General features: G+C 51.1%; 16 protein-coding genes, 1 tRNA gene and 2 pseudogenes. 14 read left to right on the forward strand and 5 right to left on the reverse strand.

What is annotated here, in order from left to right:
• Positions 1–57: 57 nt before the first annotated feature.
• Complete coding sequence (locus tag WH279_RS13890) at positions 58–969, reverse strand: LysR substrate-binding domain-containing protein (RefSeq protein WP_339457335.1); 912 nt, start codon at positions 967–969, stop codon at positions 58–60.
• A 355-nt stretch (positions 970–1,324) separates the two neighbouring features.
• On the opposite strand from WH279_RS13890, the gene WH279_RS13895 reads away from it, so the two are divergent.
• Together WH279_RS13895 and WH279_RS13900 are read left to right on the forward strand one after the other, a co-directional pair.
• Positions 1,325–2,530: an NAD(P)-binding domain-containing protein gene (locus tag WH279_RS13895; protein ID WP_339457336.1), complete on the forward strand. Its 1,206-nt coding sequence runs from the start codon at positions 1,325–1,327 to the stop codon at positions 2,528–2,530.
• Positions 2,531–2,680: 150 nt separating this feature from the next.
• Positions 2,681–3,445: an NADPH-dependent F420 reductase gene (locus WH279_RS13900; RefSeq protein WP_339457337.1), complete on the forward strand. Its 765-nt coding sequence runs from the start codon at positions 2,681–2,683 to the stop codon at positions 3,443–3,445.
• Between the two features lie 258 nt (positions 3,446–3,703).
• Here the strand turns inward: WH279_RS13900 and WH279_RS13905 are convergent, their stop codons facing one another.
• From WH279_RS13905 to WH279_RS13915, 3 genes are all read right to left on the reverse strand, one after another.
• Positions 3,704–4,021, reverse strand: a complete 318-nt coding sequence (locus WH279_RS13905; protein ID WP_339457338.1) for an NIPSNAP family protein — start codon at positions 4,019–4,021, stop codon at positions 3,704–3,706.
• A gap of 249 nt (positions 4,022–4,270) precedes the next feature.
• Positions 4,271–5,440 (reverse strand): MFS transporter, encoded by a 1,170-nt coding sequence (locus tag WH279_RS13910; protein ID WP_339457339.1) that lies wholly within the window; start codon positions 5,438–5,440, stop codon positions 4,271–4,273.
• Positions 5,441–5,602: 162 nt separating this feature from the next.
• Complete coding sequence (locus tag WH279_RS13915; protein WP_339457341.1) at positions 5,603–6,532, reverse strand: LysR family transcriptional regulator; 930 nt, start codon at positions 6,530–6,532, stop codon at positions 5,603–5,605.
• Between the two features lie 76 nt (positions 6,533–6,608).
• Between WH279_RS13915 and WH279_RS13920 the strand changes: the two are divergent.
• Positions 6,609–6,794, forward strand: a pseudogene (locus tag WH279_RS13920) (zincin-like metallopeptidase domain-containing protein); the annotation flags it as partial.
• A 74-nt stretch (positions 6,795–6,868) separates the two neighbouring features.
• On the opposite strand, the gene WH279_RS13925 reads toward WH279_RS13920, so the two are convergent.
• Positions 6,869–6,944, reverse strand: a tRNA-Asn gene (locus WH279_RS13925).
• A gap of 511 nt (positions 6,945–7,455) precedes the next feature.
• Between WH279_RS13925 and WH279_RS13930 the strand changes: the two genes are divergently transcribed.
• From WH279_RS13930 to WH279_RS13980, 11 genes and pseudogenes are all read left to right on the forward strand, one after another.
• Positions 7,456–8,379, forward strand: coding sequence for a sugar ABC transporter substrate-binding protein (locus tag WH279_RS13930; protein WP_339457343.1), 924 nt, complete (start codon positions 7,456–7,458; stop codon positions 8,377–8,379).
• A gap of 33 nt (positions 8,380–8,412) precedes the next feature.
• Positions 8,413–9,897: pseudogene (locus tag WH279_RS13935) on the forward strand (sugar ABC transporter ATP-binding protein).
• Positions 9,898–9,916: 19 nt separating this feature from the next.
• Positions 9,917–10,948, forward strand: a complete 1,032-nt coding sequence (locus WH279_RS13940) for an ABC transporter permease (RefSeq protein WP_167864487.1) — start codon at positions 9,917–9,919, stop codon at positions 10,946–10,948.
• 315 nt (positions 10,949–11,263) lie between these two features.
• Complete coding sequence (gene nac / locus WH279_RS13945; protein WP_339457346.1) at positions 11,264–12,181, forward strand: nitrogen assimilation transcriptional regulator NAC; 918 nt, start codon at positions 11,264–11,266, stop codon at positions 12,179–12,181.
• A 158-nt stretch (positions 12,182–12,339) separates the two neighbouring features.
• A complete protein-coding gene (cbl, locus tag WH279_RS13950; protein ID WP_133843238.1) occupies positions 12,340–13,296 on the forward strand; it encodes an HTH-type transcriptional regulator Cbl in 957 nt (318 codons plus the stop codon).
• Positions 13,297–13,401: 105 nt separating this feature from the next.
• Positions 13,402–14,628 (forward strand): MFS transporter, encoded by a 1,227-nt coding sequence (locus WH279_RS13955; protein WP_339457351.1) that lies wholly within the window; start codon positions 13,402–13,404, stop codon positions 14,626–14,628.
• 124 nt (positions 14,629–14,752) lie between these two features.
• Entirely contained in the window at positions 14,753–15,619 is an 867-nt protein-coding gene (locus WH279_RS13960; protein WP_339457352.1) for a YPO3983 family protein, read from the forward strand.
• A complete protein-coding gene (locus WH279_RS13965) occupies positions 15,612–16,106 on the forward strand; it encodes a DUF943 family protein (protein ID WP_200643976.1) in 495 nt (164 codons plus the stop codon). Before WH279_RS13960 ends, WH279_RS13965 begins: the two co-directional genes overlap by 8 nt.
• Positions 16,107–16,254: 148 nt before the next feature.
• Positions 16,255–16,689 (forward strand): DUF943 family protein, encoded by a 435-nt coding sequence (locus tag WH279_RS13970; protein ID WP_339458701.1) that lies wholly within the window; start codon positions 16,255–16,257, stop codon positions 16,687–16,689.
• Between the two features lie 11 nt (positions 16,690–16,700).
• On the forward strand, positions 16,701–17,195 hold the full coding sequence (locus tag WH279_RS13975; RefSeq protein WP_339457354.1) for a DUF943 family protein: 495 nt from the start codon (positions 16,701–16,703) through the stop codon (positions 17,193–17,195).
• A 114-nt stretch (positions 17,196–17,309) separates the two neighbouring features.
• A complete protein-coding gene (locus WH279_RS13980; RefSeq protein WP_339457356.1) occupies positions 17,310–17,804 on the forward strand; it encodes a DUF943 family protein in 495 nt (164 codons plus the stop codon).
• The last annotated feature ends 106 nt before the right edge of the window (positions 17,805–17,910 follow it).

The following is a 17,910-nucleotide window of genomic DNA, read 5'->3' on the forward strand; positions in this document are numbered from 1 at the left end:
ACGCCACGCGTAGCCAGTAAAATATATTATTTGTAGTCTAATAAGACCTAAATAGTCTTAATCAAAGCCTGGCGGCATTGCATTGCGTATTTCTTCGATGAGTTTGTCCCGGATGAGAGAAGGTGAGTGCTCATTCCATCCCATTAACAGTTCAACGTGCTGGAGTTCGGCCGGCGCATCGACCTCAAGTGGCCGGAATATCACGTCCTTCCGTGGCTCCTGCGCCAGTGAGGCGGGTAACAGCGCGACGCCGAAGCCGCTGGCAACCAGTGCAACGAGTGTCTGCAATTGCCGGGCCTGCTGTGCAATGTGAGGTGTGAATCCAGCCGCTTCGCAAAGCTGCACAAGCTGGTCATGAAAACCCTGGCCCAGGTGGCGGGGGGCTGAAACGAAGTGGTCACATTGAAGTGCTGCCAGTGGGATGCTCTCGCAGCCTGCAAGGCGGTGTTCAGCAGGCAAAGCGATCATGACAGGTTCGCGCAATATGGCGTCGAAACGCAGGCCAGGTGAGGTTCTGCCTGGCGGCCGCATAAATCCCAGGTCGGCGCGTCCTTGCTCAAGGGCATCAACCTGTTCTTGCGTCGTGGCCTCATTCATCGTGAAAGAGACGGCAGGGAAGGCAGCACGAAAGTTCCTGAGGGCGCGTAGCAGGGGGCCATAATGTGTAATGTTGATAAAGGTGAGGATGAGATGGCCTTCAATCCCCTGTGACACACGGCGGCTTTTATCAACGCCTTCGTCAAGAATACGCAATACCTCTCTGGCGGATTCGAGAAAGTCTTCTCCAGCAGGCGTCAGCGACACGCTGCGATTGGTGCGCTCAAACAGCGAAACCCCCATTTCCTGCTCCAGCCTGCGGATCGCCTGGCTCAGGGGGGGCTGCGCCATATGGAGTCGCTGCGCGGCGCGGTTGAAGTGTAATTCTTCTGCAACGGCAATGAACTGGACAAGAAGCCGGGTTTCGATCATGAGACCTTATGGATACCATTGTGCATTTTGTGAGATCAATCATTATACGATGTTCTCTGCAAGGGAAGGGTATCCAGAACACGCATCAAAAATTCGGCTCGAAGCGAGATTGTGTCCAAAGAGCTCTGACAGCGTGCTGTGTGCCAGGAGCGGGTGTTACTGACGCTAAGGTATATTAAGCAAAGGTGAGTAATAGGTCCTGCCCTCACTTTGCAAAGCCATCACATCTCTTCTGCTGGGCAGCTAAACTGAATTACCGCACAAATTACCCATACTGAAACCTTTCGTAATTGAGCAGGAACGGCTAACATTTTATCTAGTGCACTAGATAATAAGGCGCAAGAGATTACGAAACATGAAACCCAAAGAAAATATGGAAATTGGAAAACAACTATCGTTTGCCCTTTACGGAGCCGCAAACCGCATGAACCGGCTCCATAAGCCGTTTCTCGACCCGCTGGGCCTGACGTTTCCCCAGTATCTTGTGATGCTTGAACTGTTCTGTGGCACACCACGGGCAGTGGGAGAGTTAGGGAACAAACTCGATATGGACACGGGAACCATCACGCCTCTTCTAAAGCGCCTGGAGGCTTCCGGCAAGGTTAAGCGCACGCGCGATCCTGCTGATGAGCGTCGGGTCCTCGTCACCCTGACCGAGGCCGGAGATGCCCTGCAAGAGGAACTCTGGTGTATCACCGACAAAATCAAAACCGCCTGTCGGCTCAGCGAAGAAGGGCTGGCTCAGTTGCGCGACACGCTGAATGCTCTGTCTCACCCTGCATCTCACCAGGCGGCGTATAAATATACTGTAAGCAAGGAGTTGATTATGAAAATTGGCATCATTGGCGCAGGAAACATTGGCGCAACCCTGGCTGGAAAACTCTCCGCTGGCGGACATGAAATAAAGCTCGCCAACTCCAGAGGACCAGACAGCATCCGTGACCTGGCTCGTAAAGTGGGCGCAACCGCCGTTACGCGTGAAGAGGCGGTAAAAGACGTCGACGCGATTATTCTTGCCATTCCTTTTGAAAAGCATCGCGGCCTGGCAAACCTGTTCAGCCAGGTACCGGAGAGTGTCGTGGTTATTGATACCTCTAACTACTATCCCTTCCGGGACAGTGCTATTGCTGAAGTTGATAATGGCAAACCGGAGTCTGTATGGGCGAGCGAGCAAACTGGACGACAACTTGTAAAAGCCTGGAATGCAGCCTTAGCCGCCACACTGGCTGATAAAGGTTTACCGTCCGGCGCGCCTGGGCGCATTGCGCTGCCCGTTGCCGGAGATGATGCCCGGGCAAAAGCCGTTGTGCTTAAGCTGGTCAGCGAAACCGGCTTTGATGCGCTTGATGCCGGTCCCCTGAGCGAATCCTGGCGTCAGCAGCCCGGTACACCAGCCTACTGCACTGAACTGGATATAAATGAACTCAAAAAAGCCCTTTCAGCAGCAGATGCAGCCCGCGCCCCGAAAAACCGTGATGAGCTGATAAAGGTATTTATGACCCCCGATGCCCACTTCGCGCATGAAGAAGTTATCGCACGCAACAGAGAAGTGACGGCTTAACGCAATCGGCCCCAGCTTTTTAAGTAAATGATGACAGGTCCCGACGAAGGACCTGCCGGCATTAAACTACCGGATTTCCATTTCAGAGACGTCACGATTTCTGTGTGTGCGTGATGACTCCGAAAGCAAACACTCATTCAGGAGAAAACGATGAACCAGTCATCCCCTCTCAGCATAGGTATCCTTGGCACAGGCCACATAGGTAAAACCCTGGCACGTAAACTGGCAGCCGCAGGACACAACGTAAAGGTCGCTAACTCACGTGGTCCTGAAACGATCGAGGCCGACACACTGGAAACCGGTGCTCTGCCTGTCAAGGCTGAACAAGCCGTCAGCGACGTTGATGTGTTAATACTTTCAGTACCGCTTTCGCGGATCCCTGAGATTTCGCCGCTTATCGTAAATCTGCCTTCTGACGTCATCGTGGCTGACACATCTAATTATTATCCGCACCGGGATCAGAAAATTGACGCAATTGAAGGCGGTCAGGTGGAAAGCCAGTGGGTTGAGAAGCAGTTAGGCCGGCCTGTTATTAAAGCATGGAATGCGATTGGCTCCGGATCTTTTGCAGCCAAAGGCAAGTCAGCAGGCGCAGAGGGCCGCATCGCCATTCCCGTGGCTGGTGATAACAAGGAGCATCGCGAACTGATTATGAAACTGGTCAGTGATACCGGCTTTGATGCCTATAATGCCGGCAGCCTGGCAGAATCCTGGCGTCAGCAGCCGGGGTCTCCGGTTTACTGCACAGATCTGCATTACGATGAGATATCCGCCGCTCTGGCAACAGCTGAGGTATCTCGTCTGGCCACAAGAAGGGATCTTGCAGCCGCTATATTTCAGGAGCGGGCCGGCGACAGCAGGACCAATCCGGATGCTGATTTTGGTGTACAGGTATCACGTATAATCTTTATGTAAGTATTTACCGGGCACTCAGAGAGGGCTTAACACATCCATCATTCAGGACAGGAGTTCGTGGTATGGCCGCTAACTCCTGAATTTTTTAAATTCAAGCACACCAGTGCCGCTTCTGTTCCTGACTCCATGTCCGCTTCTCGCTCACAGCAGACCTGCTACCGGCCTCGGTCCGCTTTGTGCCAAAAGCGGACATTATCTGAGTTGTGCAGATTCACTCTTCTCAGCTCGTCTATTTATTTCACAGCATTTTATAACAGGTTAATGCTGCTTATCAGACAGTAACGGCTTCATGAAACTGCGCTCGTAGCTAAGGATGAACTTTTTTTGGTTAGCTTCATCGAAAAGTTTGACACATTCAGCCTTACTTAAAATGGCTACTCTGTATTCTTCATACTGCGCCAGACTATCAAAGCTAAACAAACAGTAGGCTATGTTATTTGCACCTTCCGATGGGAGGAAGTATCCATGATGGATACCACCCATAGACTCCACAATTTCTATCCAATTTGAAGCATAATTCTCGAAATCACTTAACTGATAGGGATCAATAATATATCTGACGTGACAAGTGATCATTCTCTTCCCTCATGTGAAATAAGACGCTGTTTTTATACACTATTTAAAGCTCTCATCACAACGACTGCAATAAAATAGTATCAATTCAGATTGTCCGCTTTTCGCTCATAACAGACCTTACGGTCCTTCAACCTGACCGCTTCGCGCCAGAAGCGGACGCTACTTCACCTGATAAGTGAAATCCTGCGTTAACTGTTGTGGCCAGTGAATGATTCAGATGGCTTTCTCACTGGCCAGTCATCATAGCGTCTAATTCAGCTCTGCGGCGTGCCCGGTTTTATCGGTAAGACCAGACAACACGGCAAGTATCAGTGCAATAACAGACAATATAGCTCCCGCCCAGTTTGGCGATTGCAGACCGAACCCCGCAGTAATCACCGCGCCACCCAGCCAGGCTCCCACGGCATTACCGAGGTTGAAAAGACCGATGTTAACCGCAGCAGCCAGCGTGGGGGCACCTGCTGCCCGTGCTTTATCCATCACCAGTTTCTGGATGGGGGAAACTGTCGCAAATCCAAACGCAGCCATCAGGAAAATGCAGACAGCTGACATAACCTGGCTGTGCGCTGTAAAGTTGAATAGCAGTAACACGACGGCCTGAGCAGCCAGAGTGATATAGAGCATCGGCATCAGGGCGCGGTCAGCATATCGGCCACCAAGCTGGTTGCCCGTAAACAATCCAAGTCCGAACAGCAGCATCAGCCATGCGAGGCTGCTTTCACTGTATCCTGCCAACTCCGTCATCATCGGTGCGATGTAGGTAATTGACGTAAAGAATGCGCCCGGCCCGAAAACAGTAATGCCCATTGCCAGCAGCACGTTGACGTTTCGAAAGGCGTTAAACTCATGCGCAAATCTCTGATTTTGTGCGCTGGGTTGGTGGGGGACGAGCATTCCGATGCTGATAACCGTTATAACCCCTATCACGGCTATAGCCATAAAAGCATCGCGCCATGAGAGGTGTTGACCAATCCAGGTACCAGTGGGTACGCCGATAAGATTTGCGACAGTCAGCCCCATGAACATGAACGCAATGGCCCTCACGCGCTTAGACGGTGCAACCATATCGGCGGCAATAATCGAACCTATGCCAAAGAAGGCACCGTGCGTCATGGACGTGATAATTCTGCCCAGAATGGCAATACCCAGCGTGGGAGCAAACGCCGTTACCATATTCCCGGCCACGAAAAGCAGCATCAGGAATACCAGCATGGCTTTACGCGGCACTTTTGAACCCAAAATAATCAGAGCCGGTGCGCCGACGAAGACGCCCAGCGCATAGGAGGTCGCCAGATAGCCGGCAACGGGGATGGTAACGTTAAAATCAACGGCAATGACGGGGAGCAGTCCGGCAATGATGAATTCAGTGGTTCCGATACCGAATGCACCTATCGCCAGCGCCCAGAGAGCTAATGGCATAACAAATATCCTGTCAGTAAGACTATGTTTTACGTCTGAACTGCTCCGCCTTACGGGAAAGGTTTCAGCCCGTAAGGCAACAAAAGCAGCGGGACGATAAGGATATAAGTTTGCTAAAAGGCGATAAACAGCCCTGATATCGCCTCAGTGGCGACAAAAAGTCTACCTCAGCGTGCCGAAATAGCCTTCTTCGGCCTTTTTCAGCAGTTCGTCAACGATGAGGCGAACTCTGGGTATGAGGTGCCTTGTTCGGGGCCAGATGACGTTCAACTCAACCGGTATAGGGGCATGGTCTGCCATCAGGGAGATCAGGCTGCCTGCGGCGATATGGCTGTTAACCATAGACTCAGGAAACTGAGCGATCCCCACGCCAGCCAGACAGGCCTGAATCATGGCATCTCCGTCGCTTATCTGATGCGCTGCGGCGGAGATAAATTTCACTTCGCGCTCCCCGGCCTTTCGCAGCCGCCAGGCAAGGGGCGCGCCCCGACGGTAGCCCATAATGCAGTAATGGCTTTTCAAATCCTCCATATCGACAGGCAGGCCGTTCTGTTCAAGATAGGCCGGAGAGGCGCACAGGATAAGCCGCTGTCGGCTCAGGCGACGGGCGATCAGCTCATCGGTGCTCTGTAGCTCTCCCAGCCGCAGCACCAGGTCAACGCCTTCCTCTACCGGGTCAATAAGACGGTCATTGAACGTTAGCGCCAGCCGCAGGGCCGGGTAGCGGGTCATCATCTCAATCAGTACCGGCATCATCAGATTCCGTCCGAAAGACGCCGGCATATCAATACGCACCGTCCCGGCGGGATTTTCCTGTCGTCTGCTGAGCGTGTTCTCGGCAGAGTCGAGAATTTCAAGCGCCGAGACGCAGCTGATCAGGTAAGCCTCTCCATCACTCGTCAGGCTCAGTTTACGCGTTGAGCGGTGAAAAAGACGCGTTCCCAGCCTCTCCTCAAGCCGGGCCACACTTTTACCAACGGCCGATTTGGTAATGCCCAGCTGCTCCGCGGCCTCAGTGAAGCTGCTCGATTTCGCCGTAATGACAAAGTGAGTAATCCCCCGCAGGGATTCTGCTGAAAGTCCGATAGACATAAAGTTGACTCTGTGACGATTCATAGTGCATTTATCGATGTGTAATTCTATACCAGGCTTATCGCTATCAGTAAATGAGGCGTTGCTCGCCGAGTGGGGAAGCGCGTTCCTGATGGCAGATTTGGGGATTGCTGGAGGAGAGGTGCAGCATGAAAGCTATGTCGCTTCCTGGCTGAAAGCACTGAAAAACGACAAACGCTATATTTTCAAGGCCGCCAGCACGGCATCCAAAGCGCATCGTTATTTGATGGATAAAATCTGAGCCTGTCAGAGATTCACCAATCACACAAACAGCAAAAAGCCCGCTTAAGTTTCCTTAAGCGGGCTTCTCTAATTTGGCTCCTCTGACTGGACTCGAACCAGTGACATACGGATTAACAGTCCGCCGTTCTACCGACTGAACTACAGAGGAATCGTGTGAACGGGGCGCATGTTAACGGCGTGTCCGCGAAATGTCAAAGGCCGATTCCACTCTGTTGGTGCGTTTGCTGGCAAAAGCAGCAGCGTGAGGGTTTTTTATCTTGATTGGACAATCTTCAATCTCTGCGCCAGATCTCACTTTGTTGCGATTAGCTGGCCGATGTTAGAGGTGTGTCAAATTTTTGTTATTTGCTGATTTTAAAACATGCGTTTCGATGCTTTCATAGTGAAAGTTTCAATTAGCGTTATTATGAAACAAAAAAACTGCTCTGCGGTAACGTAGACGGGGATGAAAGAAAAAGAAACAGTGGGTTGTACATAACGTGTTGTTGTAAAGAGTAAAAGTAGGTCCCGATACACAGTAATAAGAAAGATAGTTTTACCCGAGATAGTCACCCCCTACACTTTAATAAAGCCGTCGGTGAGGGTGTGTGAATGTAAAAGAAATTTTTCATTCGCAGAATCCGTCACCTTCGCAAGCTAACGATAATAAGGGCCTGGACATGAACGTGAAAAAAACAATTTTAGCGTCACTGTTAGTCTGCATGTTACCTGTTACCAGCTTTGCCAAAGAACTGCAAGTTGGCGTCTCTATGGCATTGTTTGATGACAACTTTTTAACGATTGTCCGTAACTCAATCACTAATGAAATGAAAACGGAAGGCGTGAAAGGCCAGATTGAAGACGCCAAAGGTGACGTCGCCCAGCAGTTGCAACAGGTGCAAAACTTTATCGGTCAGGGCGTTGACGCGATCATCATTAACCCGGTGGATACCAATGCGGTGAAACCGATTGTTGACCTGACCTCTAAAGCCGGTATTCCACTGGTGTTTGTTAACCGTAAACCCGCAACTGAACTGACGGGCAAAATGGCCTATGTAGGTTCTGACTCCGAGCTGGCGGGTCGTCTGCAGATGGAAGCGCTGGCAAAGCGTCTGGATTATAAAGGCAACGTCGCCATTCTTCTGGGTGACCTGGCCAACGAAGCTACACGTGACCGTACCAAAGGTGTTGAAGCGGTTGTCGCAAAATATCCGGGTCTGAAAGTCGTTCAGAAGCAGACGGCGAAATTTACCCGTAATGATGCGGTAGATGTGGTGAGTAACTGGCTGACAGCGGGTGATGACATCCAGGCCATCGCCTCAAACAACGATGAAATGGCTATCGGAGCATTGCAGGCGTTAGGTAAAAACGAGAAGAAAATCCTGATCGCGGGCGTTGATGGTACACCCGATGCCCTGCAGATGATCAAAAACGGAAAAATGGTTGCTACCGTATTCCAGGATGCGAAAGGCCAAGGTGCGGGTGCTGTACAAACGGCCGTAAAACTGGCTAAAGGCGAACAAGTTCAGAAAAATGTGTTTATCCCTTATCAGTTGATTACAAAAGATAACTACACAGACTTTACGAGTAAAAACCTGAAATAACTTTCGCTGAACTTGTAGTACGGAGGTAGTTAAATGACCGCATATGCGCTTGAAGCCGAAGGCATCAGCAAATTCTTCCCGGGTGTGAAGGCGTTAAGCAACGTCTCATTCCGTATCAAGCCGGGAACGGTGCATGCTCTGATGGGTGAGAATGGCGCAGGTAAATCCACTTTAATGAAGTGCCTCATCGGGATTTATCGTCCCGATGAGGGGCAGATTCGTATTAAAGGGCAACCTGTGCAGTTTACCGACACGCTGGATGCACTGCGTTCGGGAATTTCCATGATTCACCAGGAGCTTAATCTGGTACCGCATATGACGGTCGCCGAAAATATCTGGCTGGGTCGCGAGCCGATGAAATTCGGCTTCGTTGACCACGGTAAGCTCAACCGTTTAACCAAAGATCTGCTGGTTAAGCTGAATATTCGTCTGCGTCCCGATCAGATGGTGGGCGATCTCAGTATCGCCTCCCAGCAGATGGTGGAGATCGCCAAAGCGGTTTCCTGGAACTCAGACATCGTGATTATGGATGAACCGACCTCAGCCCTGACGGAAACCGAAGTGGCGCATCTGTTCACCATCATTCGCGACCTGCGTGAGCAGGGCAAAGCCATCATCTATATCAGCCATAAAATGGATGAGATCTTTGCGATTACCGATGAAGTCAGCGTATTCCGTGACGGCACCTGGGTGGCGAGCAATGAGACATCGAGCTATACGCGACAGTCGCTGATCACCCAGATGGTGGGGCGTGAACTGACCCAGTTGTTCCCAAAAACAGACAGCAATATTGGCGAAGATGTTCTGACGGTACGCAGCCTGACGCGTAAGGATGTGTTCCACGATGTGAGCTTTAGCGTACGTCGCGGGGAGATCCTTGGGGTGGCGGGTCTGGTGGGTGCCGGACGCAGTGAAGTGATGGAAAGTCTGTTTGGTATGACATCAATAGACAGTGGAGAGATCCTGATTGATGGTGTGCCGACCAAAATTGATTCACCGGCCAGTGCGATTGATAAAGGACTGGCGTTCCTGACCGAAGACCGTAAAAAGTCAGGCCTGTTCCTGGTGCTGTCGGTGATGGAAAACATGAGTATCGTCAAAATGACTGACTACAGCGCCAAAGGCGGCTTCGTCAATCATGCCAATATGGCGAAAGACTGTCTGGAACAGATCAAGCGTCTGAATATCAAGACGCCAACCATGGACCAGATCATAAACAACCTCAGTGGCGGTAATCAGCAAAAGGTATTAATTGCCCGCTGGCTGCTGGCACAACCGAAGATTCTGATTCTTGACGAACCTACCCGTGGTATCGACGTCGGCGCAAAAGCGGAAATCTACCGTTTGATCAGCGAACTGGCGAGCCGTGGCGTTGCCATCATCATGGTGTCCTCTGAACTGCCGTAAATTATTGGCATGAGTGACCGCGTGATGGTGATGCACGGAGGACGTATTACCGGCATCCTCAATAAAGAAGAAGCCGACCAGGAAACCATATTGTCGTTGGCGTCCGAGTAAGGGCGTGAGGTAAACAAACATGAGTGATGTGAAAATGACAACGCAACAGTCAGCTGAGACACCGTCGTTCTTTAGTAATCTGAAAGGCAAACTGCCTAAAGATACCGGTATTTTTGTGGTGATGGTCGGCATCGCGCTGATATTTGAGGCCTTCGGCTGGTATGTTCGCGATCAGTCATTCCTGATGAACCCGAACCGCCTGGTGCTGATTGTTCTTCAGGTCGCGATTATCGGTATCATTGCGGTCGGGGTGACTCAGGTCATTATTACCACGGGGATTGACCTGTCGTCCGGTTCGGTGATTGCATTGACGGCGGTGGTTGCCGCCAGTCTGGCGCAAACCTCTGAAAGCCTGTCACCGATGTTCCCCTCGCTGGTGGATATGCCCGCCGCGCTGCCGATTAGCGCCGGGATCGGGGTCGGTCTGCTGTGCGGTATCGTCAACGGCGTGCTGATCACTAAAACCGGTATTCCGCCGTTTATCGCCACGCTGGGGATGATGGTATCGGCGCGTGGTCTGGCACAGTATTACACTCAGGGTAACCCCATCAGCTTCCTGTCCGATGGCTTTACGTCGATTGGTCAGGGTGCAATGCCGGTGATTATCTTCCTGGTGGTGGCGGTGATCTTCCATATCGCGCTGAAACATACCCGCTACGGTAAGTATGTTTACGCCATCGGCGGCAACATGGTGTCGGCGAAAGTCTCCGGTATCAACGTTAATAAATACCTGATCATCGTTTACACCATCGCAGGCGGTCTGTCTGGCCTGGCGGGTGTGGTGTTGGCGGCGCGTGTGAGTAGCGGCCAGTCAAGTATGGGCCTGGGCTACGAGCTGGATGCCATTGCCGCGGCGGTGATCGGCGGTTCCAGCCTGATGGGTGGGGTAGGGCGTATTACCGGCACGCTGATTGGTGCGGTGATCCTCGGCCTGATCAAGAGCGGCTTTACCTTCGTGGGTGTTGATGCCTACATCCAGGACATCATCAAAGGGATGATTATTGTTGCCGCGGTATCGATTGATATGTACCGCAACCGTAGTAAGCGTTAATTCGGGTGGGACCGGGCGGGCCAGAATTCAGGTCCGCCTTTTCCATTAATTCCCTGCACATCCTCAACGCATTTCCTGCACCATCCGCGTGCAACCCCTGGAAAGGGATCTGACCTGCCAGACCTCCTGCGTACGCATCATCCCAGTACCCGTAATCAGATTCTCTTATTTTACCGCCTGTTAGCCCACATCCCGGACGCCTTGTCACCATTAGGAAAATTCTGGCACGCCCCTTGCAATTACCCTCGGGTCAGAATGAAAACTTATTACAGACGCCAGCATTACTGGCACTCGGGGAACCGTGACGGAGGCAAAATGAACTTAAGACGACTGAAGTATTTCGTAAAAATCGTCGACATCGGCAGCCTGACTCAGGCGGCAGAAGTCCTGCATATTGCACAGCCAGCTCTCAGCCAGCAGGTGGCAACACTGGAAAACGAACTTGACCAGCAGTTGCTGATCCGCACCAAACGCGGCGTTACGCCGACCGACGCGGGTAAGATCCTCTATGCCCACGCCCGCACTATCCTGCGTCAGTGTGAACAGGCGCAGACGGCGGTGATCAACGCCGGGCAGGCACTGGCAGGGCAGGTTTCCATCGGCCTGGCGCCGGGGACCGCCGCCTCTTCGCTGACCATGCCTTTGCTGCAAACCGTGCGCGAACAATTTCCGGATGTGCTGGTGTATCTGCATGAGAACAGCGGCGCGTCATTAAACGAAAAAGTGATAAGTGGGCAACTGGATATGGCGGTGTTGTATGACCGTTCACCGGCCGCGGGTATCACCAGCATTCCCCTGATGAAAGAAGAACTGTATCTGGTGGGTGCCAGCGCCTGTCCGGGGCAGACTATCGACCTGACCGATGTGGCAGAGATGAATCTGTTCCTGCCGCGTGATTACAGCGCCGTACGTAAACGTGTGGACGAAGCATTCTCTCTGCGTCGCCTCAGCGCACGCATCATCGGTGAAATTGAATCTATCGCTACGCTGACCGCCGCCGTCTCCAGCGGCATGGGCGCGACCGTGCTGCCAGAGTCTGCCGCGCGTGCGCTGGTGAGTTCAACCAATGCCTGGATGGCGCGCATCACCAGCCCTGCGCTGAACCTGCCGCTGTCATTAAATGTCTCTGCCACGCTGCCCATGTCACCGTCCGCGCAGGCGGTCAAAAACATTCTGTTGTCGCTGCTGAATAATCCAGTGACGGAAGATCGCGAACTGATGCTGGTCAGTTAAATGCCTTTGTGCCGGGCGCGCCATCGCGCGCCTCACTTCCTCCCGCTTCGCCTCCCTTATCGCTAAAAAGCATATAAAACCTCTTTTTATTATTTGTTGCTATCAATGTGCGTCCTTAACATGAAGGAAACCAACAGATAACAGAGGGAGGAGCGCGCGTGAATTTTCAGCAACTTAAAATCATTAAGGAAGCAGCACGCTGCGAGTTTAATCTTACCGAAGTGGCGAATGCGCTGTTTACCTCCCAGTCTGGGGTCAGCCGCCATATACGGGATTTGGAAGATGAACTTGGGGTCGAGATTTTTATCCGCCGGGGTAAACGCCTGCTGGGGATGACCGAACCGGGCAAAGCGCTGCTGACCATTGCAGAACGTATTCTTGATGAAGCGGGTAAAGTGCGTCGCCTGGCCGATGTGTTCACCAACGAATCCAGCGGCGTGCTGACGATAGCCACCACCCATACTCAGGCGCGCTACAGCCTGCCGAAAGTGATTAAAGCTTTCCGTTCGCTCTATCCGAATGTGCGTCTGGAGCTGAATCAGGGATCCCCCCAGGAGATTGTCTCCATGCTGGTGGCGGGCGAGGCCGATATCGGCATCGCCAGTGAGCAGGTGGTTAACAACCCGGCGCTGGCTGCCTTCCCGTGGTTCAGCTGGCACCATGCGCTGCTGGTGCCGAAAGGGCACGAGCTGGAGCAGCAGCAACCGCTGACGCTGGCGGCGCTGAGCCGTTATCCGTTGATCACCTATCGCCAGGGGATCACCGGGCGTTCGAAAGTTGACCGTGCGTTCCACGCCGCCAGTCTGAAGCCGGATATCGTACTGAGTGCGCAGGACTCGGACGTGGTGAAAACCTACGTTGAGCTGGGCCTCGGTGTGGGTGTGCTGGCCGATCAGGCCTGCCAGCTGGATGAGCATTCGCCGTTGACGCGGCTCGAAGCGCGCCATCTGTTCGAGTCTAATACCGTCTGGCTGGGGCTGAAACGCGGCCAGTTGCAGCGTAATTTTGTCTGGCAGTTCCTGGAGCTCTGTAATGCGAACCTGTCGCTGGAAGAGATCAAACGCCAGGCATTGTCGCTAAACGAAGAAGAACCGGTGATCGACTTCCAGATCTGATTCTGACATGGCGTTGGGTGCAGCTATATACTGACACCCCTGCGTCTTCCGCCTTATCGGCTGACGGCCTAAGCTCCGGGTACATTCTATCCGGGAGCTTAAGCCATGACCTCATCTCTTCCCCGTTCTTCCTCCGGCCCGCTTTATGCGCTGGCCTTTAGTATGTTGATCTCCTCAATGGGCAGCAGTATTGCGAACGTCGGTCTGCCGACGCTGGCGGCGGCGTTTGCTGCCTCTTTTTCACAAATACAGTGGGTGGTGCTGGCGTATCTGCTGGCGGTGACGGCTTCCGTGCTGGCGATGGGGTGGCTGGGCGATCGTTTTGGTCGCCAGCGGCTGCTGGGCTACGGCGTGCTGCTGTTCAGTGTGGCATCGCTGGGCTGTGGGTTGGCAACGCATATCGGCTGGCTGATTGCTGCCCGCATTCTGCAAGGCCTGGGCGGCGCGATGATGATGGCGAATACGCTGGCGCTGGCGATCCAGGTGTTGCCCGCTGAACGCACCGGCCGGGCAATGGGGCTGCTGGGGACTGTCTCTGCCATCGGCACGGCGCTGGGGCCGGCGCTGGGTGGCCTGCTGATTGCGGGTTTCGGCTGGCAGGCGCTGTTTGTGATTAACCTGCCGCTTGGGCTGATCGTATGGGGAATGGTGCAGCATTTCCTGCCGTCTTCTGGCGCGCCGGATGCCGCCATGCCCCGTGGATCGCTGCTGTCGCTGCTGCGTCAGGCGGTTCTGGTACGCGGCCTGCTGCTGAGTATGGCGGTTGCCATGGTGATGATGACGACCTTTGTTGTCGGGCCCTTCTATCTGAGCCATGGATTGCAGCTTTCCCCGCGCCAGACCGGGCTGGTGATGGCGGTGGGGCCACTGGTGGCCGCCTTCAGCGGTGTGCCTGCCGGGCGTCTGGTGGATCGTCTTGGGGCGCAGTCCACGACGTTAATCGGGTTAGCCGCGGTGGCGGGCGGCTGCCTGTTACTGGCTTTGTTGCCGCCCGGCGCCGGTATTGCGGGTTATGTGGCGGGCCTGATGCTGCTGACGGCGGGTTATGCGCTGTTTCAGGCGGCGAATAATACGGCCTTACTGAAAGGGGCCGACCCGGCACGGCGCGGTCTGGTTTCCGGGTTGATGAATCTGGGCCGAAACCTGGGGTTTATTGCCGGTGCGGCCTTGATGGCGGCGGTATATGCCGCAGCCACACGGTACGGTGATTTTGCTCCTCATCTCGCATCATCCCACGGGATGCGACTGACGTTCGGGCTGGCGGGTGGAATGGTGGTGATCGCCCAACTTGTCTTGTACGGGCACGCCCTGCGCCACTCTCAACGGCAGTAAGAATGCCGACTGGTGTAAAATCTGATTTATTGTGCAGCATGAAAATTTACGGAAAAACCAGGCTATATTAGGCGCTTCTCTATTCCCCTACATGATGAAGGGGTAAAGCAAAAGGAGTTGCTCTGTGTCAGAACAATCGTTTGATCCCAACACGCTGTTTAAGCAGCCTGCCATTTCTCTTCCTTATCGTCTGTTTACATCCGCAAACCGCATGGATGAATACAGTGCCGATGATATGCGCTATGGCGACGTGTCAGAATCTCGTCTGAAAACCGATTTCAAGCTAAGGGACGTTTCCGCAAGGGTAAATCCTTACACGGGTGAGAGGATTACCGCATCGCGTTTCACTCTCTTTAATCAGTGGGCATCACAACCGCTTTCAGTGAAAGAACGATCGGATATTTTATTTGATGAGTTTCGCGAGTTATCGAGGGTGTTTTCATTTATTGGTCCTTATCGCGGCCTGATCGAGAAGTTAATTACTCATATGCAGACAGGTAATGGCAAGGTATTTAGTAGCCACTTGTTAGATAGTGCGTATAAGGAGCAGATAGTAAGCGACTCATCAAGAGAGAGCTCACTTTTGATTATTAAGGACACTTTGTCGAATTATATCAACTGGGAGGTTGGGCGTTATGATAGTAAAAATAAATCCTGGTTTTCCACAAAGATGGCTAAGATGGTTTTACCAAAATTCAATAAGTGGGTGGATAGAATCAACTCACTCACTATCAGTGTTCATGATGTATGGGCAACCAATATTACGTTAAAGTCTCTTGTGATCGAAGGTGATAACTACTCTGCTACAATACATTATCGGTCTCAGGACCATTTTGGACTGGATTCCAAAGATGTTTTAAATCCGGTTTACAGGCAGTTTAGAATTTTTCGTATCTGGTTTTTACTGCAACATTATGATAAGTATTCATTTAAGCCCTTTATTACAGAGATGAACGCTACCATCACTATTACAGGTAATCGCTATGATTAATTCAAAAATAAAGACGAGTCGGCAACGTTTTGAAAAAATAGTGCCGGCTACTGTCATTTTGGTTGCCGCTCTTATCATACTGTATTTTTTCCTCAGGCCAGTAAAAATTGTCAGTACTGTCCGCGAATGGAATGAGGGTTACTTTTTTGTGGATAACTTTCCCATGACGGCTAAAGCGAGAATTGCATGGTGGCAGGATAATAAAGAGTTATTAAAAGAAAAATATAACATGCCGTTTATTGGCAGTGATAAGCGGTGGATGGTGTTAATTGGTGAGGCAGGCGAGGGTTTTCAATTTCGGCCGAAAACAGACAAAGCCGATGATTATCTTTGTTTTGACAGTCTGAAGCCTGGCGCCAATTGTGCCGAAAAAAAGTGGCTATTATGGATATCACACTATAACCAAACCGATACCAGCTTCCTTACGGGTGATAGCAAATATATTCAGCGTGGCGATAACGCTAAAATTAAGCGTGTTGCTGATTAAATTTATCGCTGTTAACCGATCGATAGCAAGTATATGTCGATCGGTCGGTTACTGTTATCTATGGTCTGGGATGATGAAAAAATATTATCTATTGCTGGTTTTAATCGCGGGTGTATATGTGTTTTCCTAGTTTCAACGCCCGGTCAATATTGTCAGTTTTGTACGGGAAGGAAATCGTATTTACCTTTTTGTGGAGCATTTCCCCATGATGGATAAAGGGAGAGTTGCATGGTGGCAGGATAATAAAGCGTTTTTGATAGAAAAGTATAATGTGCCTTTTATTGGCAGTAAATACCCGTGGTCGGTATTAATTGGTGAGGTTGGCGATGGTTTTCAATTTCTGCAGCACAGGGCCAGTGATAACGATCTTATTTGTTTTGACAGTCTGAAACCTGGCGCCAATTGTGCCGAAAAAAATGGCTGTTATGGATATCGCACTTCAATCAAGTCGAGACCAGATACACTACGGATGATAGTGAATATATTCAGCGTGGTGAGAATGCTGAAATTAAGCGTGTTGCTGATTAAATTTATCGCGATTAACCGACTGACAGCAAGGATACGTCGGTCGGTTAAGAAATAACAGGAGTTGCTATGATTAATTCAAAAATAAAGACGAGTCGGCAACGTTTTGAAAAAGTCGTGCCGGCTACTATCATTTTGGTAACCACTGTTATCATACTGTATTTTTTTCTCAGGCCAGTGAAAATTGTCAGTACTGTCCGCGAATGGAATGAGGGTTATTTTTTTGTGGCTAACTTCCCAAGCACCGCTAAAGCGAGAATTGCATGGTGGGAAGAGAATAAAGACGTGTTAAAGGAAAAGTACAACATGCCCTTTATCGGCGGTAAATATCCGTGGCAGGTGTTAATTGGTGAAGCCGGTGATGGGTTTCAGTTTCTGAGCAACAGGGCCAGCGACAACGACCTTATTTGTTTTGACAGCCTGAAACCTGCTGCTAATTGTATCGAGAAAAAATGGCTGTTATGGATATCACACTATAACGAAACCGATACCAGCTACCATACGGATGACGAAAGATATATCCAGCGTGGCGTTAATGCTGAAATTAGACGTGTTAAGAGATAAAGCGGTCTTGTCTGGATAGCAGAAAGCAGCTATTCGGTTGATATTATATCTGGCCTGATATGACGATTTTCGTCGTTGGGCCATTTTCGTGCATCCTGTCAGAAGGAAACAGATATGGGCATAGTAGAGAAAATGGGGAAAAATCAGCGAGTAATAAAATCGGTTTTAGTGTTCTCGTTGCTTATCATTTTCTTTCTCCTGTTGTTCCTGTTTCTCAGGCCAGTGAAAATTGTCAGTTTCGTACGGGAAGGTAGTCAGGTTTACCTTTTTGTGGAGAATTTTCCAATGACTGATAGAGGGAGGGTTGCATGGTGTCTGGAAAATAAAGAGTTATTGAAAGAAAAATATAACTTGCCCTTTATTGGTAGTAAATACTCGTGGACCGTGTTAGTTAGCGAAGTAGGTGATGGGTTTCAGTTTCTGCAGCACAGGGCCAGCGACAATGATTTGCGCTGTTTTGACAGTCTAAAACCTGGTGCTAATTGTATCGAAAAAAAATGGCTGTTATGGATATCGCACTACAACCAAACCGATACCAGTTACACGACGGATGATAGTGAATATATTCAGCGTGGCGATAACGCTGAAATTAAGCGTGTTGTTGATTAATTGATAATGCTGAGATTAATCCGTAGTGGCGGACTCTCTTTTTCGGTCGTCCTGTAAGGGGCTTAACGACCAGGTCAACGTCAAGGGCGTTTCGCTTTCCCGCTGC

This window comes from Erwinia sp. MYb375 (assembly GCF_037479175.1).
GTDB lineage: Bacteria > Pseudomonadota > Gammaproteobacteria > Enterobacterales > Enterobacteriaceae > Erwinia > Erwinia rhapontici.

Coding starts and splice junctions, on each gene's coding strand:
- WH279_RS13890 (WP_339457335.1), bottom strand. CDS start 969: ATGATCGAAACCCGGCTTCTTGTCCAGTTCATTGCCGTTGCAGAAGAA.
- WH279_RS13895 (WP_339457336.1), top strand. CDS start 1,325: ATGAAACCCAAAGAAAATATGGAAATTGGAAAACAACTATCGTTTGCC.
- WH279_RS13900 (WP_339457337.1), top strand. CDS start 2,681: ATGAACCAGTCATCCCCTCTCAGCATAGGTATCCTTGGCACAGGCCAC.
- WH279_RS13905 (WP_339457338.1), bottom strand. CDS start 4,021: ATGATCACTTGTCACGTCAGATATATTATTGATCCCTATCAGTTAAGT.
- WH279_RS13910 (WP_339457339.1), bottom strand. CDS start 5,440: ATGCCATTAGCTCTCTGGGCGCTGGCGATAGGTGCATTCGGTATCGGA.
- WH279_RS13915 (WP_339457341.1), bottom strand. CDS start 6,532: ATGTCTATCGGACTTTCAGCAGAATCCCTGCGGGGGATTACTCACTTT.
- WH279_RS13930 (WP_339457343.1), top strand. CDS start 7,456: ATGAACGTGAAAAAAACAATTTTAGCGTCACTGTTAGTCTGCATGTTA.
- WH279_RS13940 (WP_167864487.1), top strand. CDS start 9,917: ATGAGTGATGTGAAAATGACAACGCAACAGTCAGCTGAGACACCGTCG.
- nac (WP_339457346.1), top strand. CDS start 11,264: ATGAACTTAAGACGACTGAAGTATTTCGTAAAAATCGTCGACATCGGC.
- WH279_RS13955 (WP_339457351.1), top strand. CDS start 13,402: ATGACCTCATCTCTTCCCCGTTCTTCCTCCGGCCCGCTTTATGCGCTG.
- WH279_RS13965 (WP_200643976.1), top strand. CDS start 15,612: ATGATTAATTCAAAAATAAAGACGAGTCGGCAACGTTTTGAAAAAATA.
- WH279_RS13975 (WP_339457354.1), top strand. CDS start 16,701: ATGATTAATTCAAAAATAAAGACGAGTCGGCAACGTTTTGAAAAAGTC.
- WH279_RS13980 (WP_339457356.1), top strand. CDS start 17,310: ATGGGCATAGTAGAGAAAATGGGGAAAAATCAGCGAGTAATAAAATCG.